A 7,159-nucleotide genomic window follows, 5' to 3' on the forward strand; every position below is an offset into this window, starting at 1 on the left:
TGAAGCGGCGCACCCCGAGATTAACATTGTCTTCACGCCGGGTCATGCTGCAGTGCCGGCTGCCCTTTCCCGGAGCCACTCCCATGCAGCTCGGCGCCTTCTCCGTCAGCCTCTCGGTCAGGGACCTGGCGGCCTCCCGCAGCTTCTACGAAGCACTGGGCTTCTCGGTGACCGGTGGCGAGCCGGCGCAGAACTGGCTGGTGATGCGCAACAACGGCATTGTCATCGGCCTGTTCCAGGGCATGTTCGAGGGCAACCTGCTCACCTTCAACCCGGGCTGGGACCAGCACAAGCAGGAACTGCCCCACTTCCAGGATGTGCGTGAACTGCAGGCGGAACTGGATGCGAAGGGCATTGAACTGGCGGTGCGTACCGACCCTCATGGGCGGGGCACCGGCTACCTGCAGTTGGCCGATCCCGACGGCAATGTGATCCTGATCGACCAGCATGTGGCGCGGCCGAACGGCCGGTAATGCGAACGGACATTGCGTGGGCAGGCGTCGACCTTGGTCGACGGGCAGCATGCCAACCAAGGTTGGCATCTACCAGGACGGCCGGTTCAGGCCGGACGTGAAGCGCTGAAATCGAGCGTGGCGCGCGTGCCACGCGGCTCGCAGGGCTGCAGCTGCAGGGTCCAGCCAAGGTGCTCGCAGAGCCGGGCGATCAGGTCCAGGCCGATGCCGCCGCCACGGTCGGCGCGCTCGCCACGGGCCATCCGCGCGTGGATCGCCGCAATCTCCTCCGGGCTCATGCCATGTCCCGGATCCTGCAGGGTCAGCACCGCCGACGAGCTCAGGCGCAACTCAATGTGGCCACGCCCGCTGTTCTCGATGGCATTGCGCAGCAGGTTGCCGATCGCGGCCTGCACGACGGCCAGCGGCGCGACAATATCCACCGGGGCCGCCTGGATGCCGATGCTCAGGTCCTTGTCACCGAGCAGGTGACGATGGTCGTCGACGATTTCCGGCAGCAGCTGGTCCAGGGCGATGCGCTCGGCGCGTGCGGCCAGGCGCGCCGGGTCACGGGCCAGCACCAGCAGCAGTTCGATCAGCTGCTCCACGCTCTGCGCGGTGCGCAGCACGCGTTGCATCTGCTGGCGCGCGCGCTCGGGCAGGCCCGGCTGTTCCAGTGCCAGCTCTGCGGCACCGGTCATCACCGCAATCGGCGTACGCAGCTCGTGGCTGGCGGTGCTGATGAACACCCGCTCGCGTTCGACAAACTGCTCGTTGCGGTCCAGATAGTCGTTCAGTGCATCGGCAATGGTGTGCAGCTCGGAGCTGCCGCGCGGGTCGACCTCGATGCGCTGGCCCTGGACGCCCGGCCGCAGCGCGGCGATGTGCTGCGCCAGCAGGCTCAACGGGCGCACCATGCGTTCCATGCCGAACGACGCCATCAGCACGGTGACGAAGATCATGATCACCCCGGCCAGCATCACCCAGCGCGTGGCGAACTGTTCCAGGTCATGGAAGTCGGAAATGTCCAGCGCCAGCGCCACCCGCCCCATCGAGCCGGTGTCACGCACCATCACCGCAGTCTGCCGCCCGTTGATCGGCACCCCGTCATGCAGCCCCGGGTGCAGCATGCGCACGCTTTCCGGCATGTTGCCTTCATCGAAGCGGAACAGGCTGAGCGTGTCCGAGTCCTGCCAGCGATAGTGCGGCTCGTGCTCGGTGTGCTCGACGATGCTGTCCAGTTCGGAATTGAGCAGCGCGCGCCAGGCAGCGTGCTCCGCATGTTCATGCACGTAGTTGCCGACGCTGAACACCGCGATCGACAGCAGCGCCAGATAGCCCAGCAACCACCACACCACGCGCCGGTACAACGGCCCCGGCTTACTCGCCTTCATCATCATCCTTGCCGGCATCGCTGGGCGTGGTCACGGCCAAGCGGTAACCCACCCGCGGCAGGGTATGGATCAGTTTCTCGGCGAACGGTCCGTCCACGCTGCGGCGCAGCTCGTAGACATGCGAACGCAGCAGGTCGCCATCCGGCGGTTCGTCGCCCCACAGAGCGAATTCCAGCTGCTGGCGGGTCACCGCGCCGGGGCTGGCGCGCATGAGCACTTCCAGCAGCTTGCGGCAGGCCGGGTACAGGTGCAGCACCTGGGTGCCGCGCTGGGCTTCCAGGGTGGCCAGATCCAGCACCAGATCGCCCACCTGCAGGCGCTTGCGCGGGTTGCGGCCCTGCGCACGCAGCAGCAGCGCTTCCAGCCGCACCTCCAGCTCCGGGAGTGCGAACGGCTTGGTCAGGTAGTCGTCGGCACCGGCGCGGAAGCCCGCAATCTTGTCCGGCAGCTCGTCACGCGCGGTCAGCATGATCACCGGCACTTCCGATGCATGCTCGGCGCGCAGCCGGCGCAGCACCTCCGGGCCCTCCATGCGCGGCAGCATCCAGTCCAGGATGACGGCGTCATACGGATGGCTCCCGGCCAGGTGCAGTCCGGTGATGCCATCCGGCGCCACGTCGAGCACGTGCCCGCGCGACTCGAAATAGTCGAACAGGTTGGCCACCAGCTGGCGGTTGTCCTCGATCACCAACAGACGCATGCACGAAACATCCACGGAAGTTCGTACCATGGTAGCGCCGCACATGTCGGAATGCGGTCGCCCCGGCGCCGCTCTGACGCTTTTCCCACCCCTGCCACCTCAGAATGGCCGTTTTGCTCCCGGAGCCTGCCGTGCCCGTAGCCCTGCCCCGCCGTTGGCGCCTGCCCCTGTTGTGGCTGCTGATCATTGCTGCGCTGGCAGCGGGGATCGGCCTTCGGCAGCCGCAGCCGCCGGACGAGCCGCGCTTCGTGCTGGCGGCCCGGACCATGGTCGAGAGCGGGCAATGGCTGCTGCCGCACCGTGGCGTGGAACTGTATGCGGAGAAGCCACCCGTCTTCATGTGGCTGCAGGCCGCCGCCTACGAGATCGTCGGCAGCTGGCAGTGGTCCTTCCTGCTGCCGTCGTTGCTGGGCGCCCTGCTCAGCCTGTGGCTGGTGTCGGACCTGGCGCGGCGGCTGTGGTCGCCACGACATTCCATCTACGCCCTCGCTGCGCTGTTCTGCACCCTGCAGTTCGGGCTGATGGCCAAGCGTGCGCAGATCGACATGGTGCTGGTGGGCATGACCACCGTGGCCCTCTGGGGCCTGATGCGTCATCTGTGTGAACGCCGCAACCTGCCCGCCCTGTGGCTGGCCGGCTTCGCCGCAGGCGTCGGCACGGTGACCAAGGGCGTGGGGTTCCTGCCGCTGCTGATGGTGCTGCCCTGGTTCGGCTGGTGGCTGTACCAGCGCCGCCGCGGACGCACGGTGGAAGGTCCGCATCCGGCAACCCTGCTCTGGCTGATCCCGGCCTTCCTGCTGGGTGTCGGGGTGTGGCTGGCGCCGCTGGGCTGGGCCCTGCTGCACACGCCCAGTGCCGAACTGCAGGCTTATGCGCACGAGCTGCTGTTCAAGCAGACCGGCACCCGTTATGCCAATGCGTGGCACCACCGGCAGCCCGCCTGGTATTACCTGCAGGTGATCCTTACCCTGTGGCTGCCGGGCAGCCTGCTGCTGCCGATGCTGTTCAAGCCCTGGTGGCGCCGTATCCGCCGTGGCGACCGCCGCCAGTGGCTGCTGCTGGGCTGGGCCGTGCTGGTACTGGTGTTCTTCAGCGCCAGCCCGGGCAAGCGCGAGGTGTATCTGTTGCCGATGCTGCCGGCGATGGCACTGGCGGTGGCGCCGCTGCTGCCCGGCCTGCTGCGCCGCCTGTGCGTGCGCCGCTACCTGTTCGGCTACAGCGTGGTGCTGATGCTGGCCACTGGCACGCTGGGCGTGATGCTGCTGACCGAACACGCTTGGGCGGTGGCCCAGCTGGAACGCCGCGCCATGCCCGATACCCTGCTGCCGGTGCTGGGCGATGGCCTGCTGACCTTCGCCATCGCGCTGGCCACGCTGATCGTGTGGTTGCGGGTGCGCCGCGCGGCGACGCTGGTGCTGCTGACCCACGGCATGCTGTGGATGCTCTACGGCCTGGTACTGATCCCGGCGCTGGATCCCTATGCATCGGCGTCAGCGCTGATGCGCCGGGTCGGCGCGCGGATCGGACCGGATGCCGAACTGGCGCTGGTGGCCTGGCGCGAGCAGAACCTGCTGCAGGCCGACCGCCCGGTACGCGAATTCGGCTTCAAGCGGCCCTGGGCAGAGCAATGGCATGACGCCGGCCCTTGGCTCGCTGAGGCGCCGGACAAGCGCTGGCTGCTGGTGCTGGACGATGCGATGAGCCCCTGCGTGGATCCGGCCAAAGTGATCGACATCGGTGTTGCCAACAGGAATCGTTGGCAACTGCTTCCCGGTACCGCATGGAACCCGGAGTGTCACGCCGAGCGGACAGGATCGACTGCCGAAGAAGACTGAACGTTGACATGCGCCGGGGACTCATTAACCCGGCGCGAACGGGCGTCCGACCCTTCTCCGACATCAAGGTGACGAGCATGAGCGCGGATTCCCGAACCGCCCCTTCCCAGCATGCCCGTCCGTCCCCTTGATTCGGTAGCGCCGCTTGCGACATCACCACTGGCGTCTCGATTTGCGGTAACTCACCTCTGGCTGCCTGTCGCAATCGGCCTGCCATTGTTTACGCTGCTGATGGACTTCGGCGGTGATCAATGGGTGGCCGATCACCTGTTCCGTCTTGAAGGCAGCCACTGGGCGCTGCAGGACGCCTGGATCACCCGCAGCGTCGTGCACAAGGCCGGCAAATGGTTGAGCACGGCGGCAGCGCTGGTCGTGACCCTGCTGTGCTTCCACCACTGGCGTAGGGGTCGCGATCGCACCCTGCAATGGGCGCTGCTTTATGTCGTGATTGCCATGGCACTGGGCACCGGCGTGATCTCCCTGCTGAAGTCGCTGGTGCCGATGGAATGCCCCTGGGACCTGCTGCGCTACGGTGGCCACCAGCCTTTCATCGGTCTGTTCACCCTGCGCCCGGAAGGCATGCCGGCACAGGCCTGCTTCCCGGCAGGCCACGCCAGCGCAGGCTATGCGTGGCTCTGCCTGTATTTCTTCGCGTTGCTGTGGCGGCCGTCCTGGCGCTGGACCGGGCTCTGGATCGGCCTCGGCACCGGCCTGGTGTTCGGGATCAGCCAGCAGTTGCGGGGCGCCCATTTCCTTTCGCATGACATCGCCACCGCGTTGATATGTTGGCTGCTTTCGTTGGGCCTGTATGTTCTGATCCACCGTCAGCTGGACCGTCCCCACCGCCAGGAGGCAAACGCATGAGTGCATCGGTCCAACGCTCCGCCCGCCTCCCCACCCTTGCGGGTCTTCGCAACTGGCGGCCGCAGCTCTCCACGGAAGCACTGATCGCGCTGACCAGCCTGTTCTTCGCGGTGGCCGGCAACGGCCTGTTCTGGCACAGCGCGATGGCGAGCCATCCGGGCAGCCTGCGTTACGCGCTTTCGCTGCTGCTGTTGCTGCTGGGCGCGCACGGCGTGCTGCTGGGCATCCTGGTCTGGCGCTGGAATGCCAAAGTGGCAATCAGCCTGTTGCTGCTGGTGACGGCGTTCGCTGCGCACTACATGAGCCGCTACCACATCTATCTGGATGCGGACATGCTGCGCAACGTGCTGGCGACCGACCCGAAGGAGAGCCGCGAGCTGATGACCGTATCGCTGCTGTGGCCGCTGCTGCTGCTGGCCGTGCTGCCGATGGTGGTGCTGTGGCGCGTGCAGCTGCGCCGACGCAGTTGGGGCCGCAGCCTGCTGTGGCGACTCGGCTTCCTGGTCGTGGCGGCGGCGACCGCAGTTGGCGGTGCGCTGATCTCGTTCCAGGATGTCTCGGCGCTGATGCGCAACCAGCGCGAAGTACGCTATCTCGCCACACCGGCCAACGTGCTGCTCGGTATGCCGCGCGCGCTGCGTGGCGACAATCCGGTGCAGCGCGCGCCGAAGCTGCCGATCGGCACCGACGCCAAGGCCACGCCACGCGCCCTGGCCAGCAAGCCGCGCCTGCTGGTGATCGTCATGGGCGAGACCGTGCGCGCGCAGAACTGGGGGCTCAACGGCGGCCGCAACACCACCCCGGAGTTGGCCCAGGCACCGGTGATCAACTTCCCCGACATGCACTCCTGCGGCACCAGCACCGAAGTGTCGCTGCCGTGCCTGTTCTCGCCGTGGGGACGCCACGACTACGATGAAAAGAAGATCCGTGCACACCAGTCGCTGCTGCACGTACTGAACCGCGCCGGCATCGCACCGTTGTGGCGTGACAACCAGTCCGGCTGCAAGGGCGTCTGCGAAGGGCTGGAGTTCCAGTCGCTGTCCGATGCGACCACCCCGGGGCTGTGCGCCGATGGCCGCTGCATGGACGAGATCCTGCTGCAGGACCTGGCCACCCAGGTGCGTGCCAAGCCCGGCGACCGCGTGGTGGTGCTGCACCAGCTGGGCAACCACGGCCCGGCCTACTTCGAGCGTTACCCGGCAGCCTTCGCGCGCTTCAAGCCAACCTGCGACACCCGTGACATCGGCCGTTGCTCTCGCGAAGAGATCACCAACAGCTATGACAACGCGGTGTTGTACACCGATCATTTCCTGAGCAAGACCATCGGCACCCTGCAGGGCATGCAGGATTACGACACGGCGATGATCTACCTGTCCGATCATGGTGAATCGCTGGGCGAGAAGGGCCTGTTCCTGCATGGCGTGCCGTATGCGATCGCTCCGGCCGAGCAGACCCGCGTACCGATGACGATGTGGTTCTCGCCGGGCTTCGCCAGCAGCCGTGGGTTGGACCTGCAGTGCGTGCGCAAGCGTTCGGCGGCCTATACCGACCACGACAACCTGTTCCCGTCGGTGCTGGGCCTGATGCAGGTCAAGACCTCGCTGTACGAGCGCGATCGCGACCTGTTCGCCAACTGCGAAGGTTGAGGGTTGTTCGGCAGGGCTTGCAGCCCTGCACCTGCGGTAGTGCCGGCCGCTGGCCGGCAGCCTCGACAGCAACAGCAACAGCAACAGCAAAAGCAAAAGCAAAAGCAAAAGCTGGCATTCCGTGGATTGGCGGGGTGGGTCCGGTTGCGGGGGACGCTGCAAGTACGTCCATGTAAGCTCGGTCGCCGCATCCATGCGGCTCACGCCCCCGCAACCGGACCCACCCCGCCTTCGACAGATTTCCGCGATCTGTTGGAACGACCTTGGG

The 7,159-nt window shown here is 66.7% G+C and carries 6 protein-coding genes; 4 read left to right on the plus strand and 2 right to left on the minus strand.

The genetic code is table 11. From position 1 onward, the window contains the following. The first annotated feature begins 83 nt into the window (after positions 1 to 83). On the plus strand, positions 84 to 473 hold the full coding sequence (locus AC5P9F_RS16535; RefSeq protein ID WP_005410615.1) for a VOC family protein: 390 nt from the start codon (positions 84 to 86) through the stop codon (positions 471 to 473). 86 nt (positions 474 to 559) lie between these two features. Here AC5P9F_RS16535 and AC5P9F_RS16540 read toward each other — a convergent pair whose 3' ends face one another. Both AC5P9F_RS16540 and AC5P9F_RS16545 read right to left on the minus strand, forming a co-directional pair. Beyond that, positions 560 to 1,846 carry a sensor histidine kinase gene (locus AC5P9F_RS16540; protein WP_005410616.1) on the minus strand — a complete coding sequence of 429 codons (1,287 nt, stop codon included), beginning with the start codon at positions 1,844 to 1,846 and terminating at the stop codon, positions 560 to 562. Further along, complete coding sequence (locus AC5P9F_RS16545; RefSeq protein ID WP_005410617.1) at positions 1,833 to 2,546, minus strand: response regulator transcription factor; 714 nt, start codon at positions 2,544 to 2,546, stop codon at positions 1,833 to 1,835. Before AC5P9F_RS16545 ends, AC5P9F_RS16540 begins: the two co-directional genes overlap by 14 nt. A gap of 131 nt (positions 2,547 to 2,677) precedes the next feature. Here AC5P9F_RS16545 and AC5P9F_RS16550 point away from each other — a divergent pair, with 131 nt between their 5' ends. The 3 genes from AC5P9F_RS16550 to AC5P9F_RS16560 all read left to right on the plus strand — a co-directional run bounded on the left by AC5P9F_RS16550 (position 2,678) and on the right by AC5P9F_RS16560 (position 6,891). After that, positions 2,678 to 4,381, plus strand: coding sequence for an ArnT family glycosyltransferase (locus AC5P9F_RS16550; RefSeq protein ID WP_005410618.1), 1,704 nt, complete (start codon positions 2,678 to 2,680; stop codon positions 4,379 to 4,381). Positions 4,382 to 4,492: 111 nt separating this feature from the next. Then, entirely contained in the window at positions 4,493 to 5,245 is a 753-nt protein-coding gene (locus AC5P9F_RS16555) for a phosphatase PAP2 family protein (protein ID WP_005410619.1), read from the plus strand. Continuing rightward, the gene (locus AC5P9F_RS16560) at positions 5,242 to 6,891 is read left to right on the plus strand and encodes a phosphoethanolamine transferase (RefSeq protein ID WP_049397846.1); all 1,650 of its coding nucleotides are present in this window, start codon (positions 5,242 to 5,244) and stop codon (positions 6,889 to 6,891) included. The genes AC5P9F_RS16555 and AC5P9F_RS16560 overlap by 4 nt, the downstream gene beginning before the upstream one ends. Positions 6,892 to 7,159: the final 268 nt, after the last annotated feature.

This window comes from Stenotrophomonas sp. YJH_SMC_4, from assembly GCF_059371575.1.

What these genes read in the sequence shown, in the direction of transcription:
- AC5P9F_RS16555 (WP_005410619.1), top strand. Translation starts at nt 4,493, where the DNA reads ATGCCCGTCCGTCCCCTTGATTCGGTAGCGCCGCTTGCGACATCACCA.
- AC5P9F_RS16540 (WP_005410616.1), bottom strand. Translation starts at nt 1,846, where the DNA reads ATGAAGGCGAGTAAGCCGGGGCCGTTGTACCGGCGCGTGGTGTGGTGG.
- AC5P9F_RS16535 (WP_005410615.1), top strand. Translation starts at nt 84, where the DNA reads ATGCAGCTCGGCGCCTTCTCCGTCAGCCTCTCGGTCAGGGACCTGGCG.
- AC5P9F_RS16545 (WP_005410617.1), bottom strand. Translation starts at nt 2,546, where the DNA reads ATGCGTCTGTTGGTGATCGAGGACAACCGCCAGCTGGTGGCCAACCTG.
- AC5P9F_RS16560 (WP_049397846.1), top strand. Translation starts at nt 5,242, where the DNA reads ATGAGTGCATCGGTCCAACGCTCCGCCCGCCTCCCCACCCTTGCGGGT.